Annotated in this window: 1 protein-coding gene; it reads left to right on the forward strand. The window is 76.3% G+C overall.

What is annotated here, in order from left to right; translation table 11 throughout:
• Positions 1 to 527 (forward strand): acyl-CoA dehydrogenase family protein (locus tag HMPREF3086_RS01250; protein WP_256386753.1); only part of this gene is annotated, 527 nt, incomplete at both ends.

Here is a 527-nt window from a genome sequence, read left to right on the forward strand (position 1 = left end):
GCCGCCGCCCTCGGCGGGGACTCCGACGCCGGGGACGTGGCCGGGGAGATCGCCGGCGGGGCGCTGGCTTCCGTCGCCGCGCCCGGGGTCTCCCCGTTCGCCCCCGACGCCCACGTCGCCGGGTACCTGTGGGTCGTCGACGACGACGAGGTGTTCACCGCCTCCGCCGGCGAGACCCGTCGGTCGGTCGACCGGGCCCGCACGGTGGCCACCCCCACCATGGGTGCCCGCGCGGCCGCGGTGAGCACGACCGACCTCGTCAACCACGGCGCCCTCGGCACCGCGGCCCAGCTCCAGGGCCTCGGGCAGGCCATGCTCACGATGAGCGTCGACTACGCCACGCAACGCAAGCAGTACGGCAAACTCATCGGCGAGTACCAGGCGCTCAAGCACCAGCTCGCCGAGGTGGCGATCGCGCTGGAGATGGCCCGCCCGCTGCTGTGGGCCGGCGCGCTGGCGATCGCCGAGAACCCCGGCGACCCCGACGCCGCGGTCCGCGACGTCTCCGCCGCCCGCGTGGCCGTGGC

The organism is Dietzia sp. HMSC21D01 (assembly GCF_001815995.1).
GTDB lineage: Bacteria > Actinomycetota > Actinomycetes > Mycobacteriales > Mycobacteriaceae > Dietzia > Dietzia cinnamea.